1 protein-coding gene is annotated in these 1157 nt (G+C 71.3%); it reads left to right on the plus strand.

Annotated elements, in window-relative coordinates; genetic code table 11:
* Positions 1-1157, plus strand: a 1157-nt coding sequence (locus tag QMX80_RS19175) for a fibronectin type III domain-containing protein (protein WP_282278765.1), incomplete at both ends; no start/stop codon positions are given.

Genomic DNA, 1157 nt, shown 5'->3' on the forward strand with positions numbered 1-1157 from the left:
CTGACCCCGGGTACGCGCTACACCTTCACCGTGACCGCGACCAACGGCGTGGGCACCGGTGCGGCGTCGGCCGCATCCAATGCCGTCACCACGGCGGCGACGCAGGTGATCAGCTTCGCCAACCCGGGCGCACAGGCCTTCGGCACGACGCCGACGCTGGTGGCCTCGGTGGACTCTGGCCTGAGCGTGGCCTTCAGCTCTGCCACGCCGGGCGTGTGCAGTGTTGGCGGTGATGGCGCGCTGACCTTCGCCACGGTGGGCGATTGCACGATTCATGCGGATCAGGCGGGCAACGCCGGCACCTTGCCGGCCCCGCGGGTGAGCCAGACGTTTGCGGTCAAGGCGGTGGTGCCGGCGGCGCCGGTCATCGGCGCGGCGGCCATGACCGGTGCGGACAGCGTGCAGGTGAGCTTCGCCGCGCCGGGCTTCACCGGCGGCGCGGTGGTTACCGGCTACAGCGTGATCTCGAACCCGGGCAACATCACCGCCAGTGGCAGCGGCTCGCCGATCACGGTCAACGGGCTGACCCCGGGCACGCGCTACACCTTCACCGTGACCGCGACCAACGGCGCGGGCACCGGTGCGGCGTCGGCCGCATCCAATGCCGTCACCACGGCGGCGACGCAGGTGATCAGCTTCGCCAACCCGGGCGCACAGGCCTTCGGCACGACGCCGACGCTGGTGGCCTCGGTGGACTCTGGCCTGAGCGTGGCCTTCAGCTCTGCCACGCCGGGCGTGTGCAGTGTTGGCGGTGATGGCGCGCTGACCTTCGCCACGGTGGGCGATTGCACGATTCATGCGGATCAGGCGGGCAACGCCGGCACCTTGCCGGCCCCGCGGGTGAGCCAGACGTTTGCGGTCAAGGCGGTGGTGCCGGCGGCGCCGGTCATCGGCGCGGCGGCCATGACCGGTGCGGACAGCGTGCAGGTGAGCTTCGCCGCGCCGGGCTTCACCGGCGGCGCAGTGGTTACCGGCTACAGCGTGATCTCGAACCCGGGCAACATCACCGCCAGTGGCAGCGGCTCGCCGATCACGGTCAACGGGCTGACCCCGGGTACGCGCTACACCTTCACCGTGACCGCGACCAACGGCGTGGGCACCGGTGCGGCGTCGGCCGCATCCAATGCCGTCACCACGGCGGCGACGCAGGTGATCAG

It is taken from the genome of Stenotrophomonas sp. PS02297 (genome assembly GCF_029959705.1).
In the GTDB taxonomy this organism is placed as follows: domain Bacteria; phylum Pseudomonadota; class Gammaproteobacteria; order Xanthomonadales; family Xanthomonadaceae; genus Stenotrophomonas; species Stenotrophomonas nitritireducens.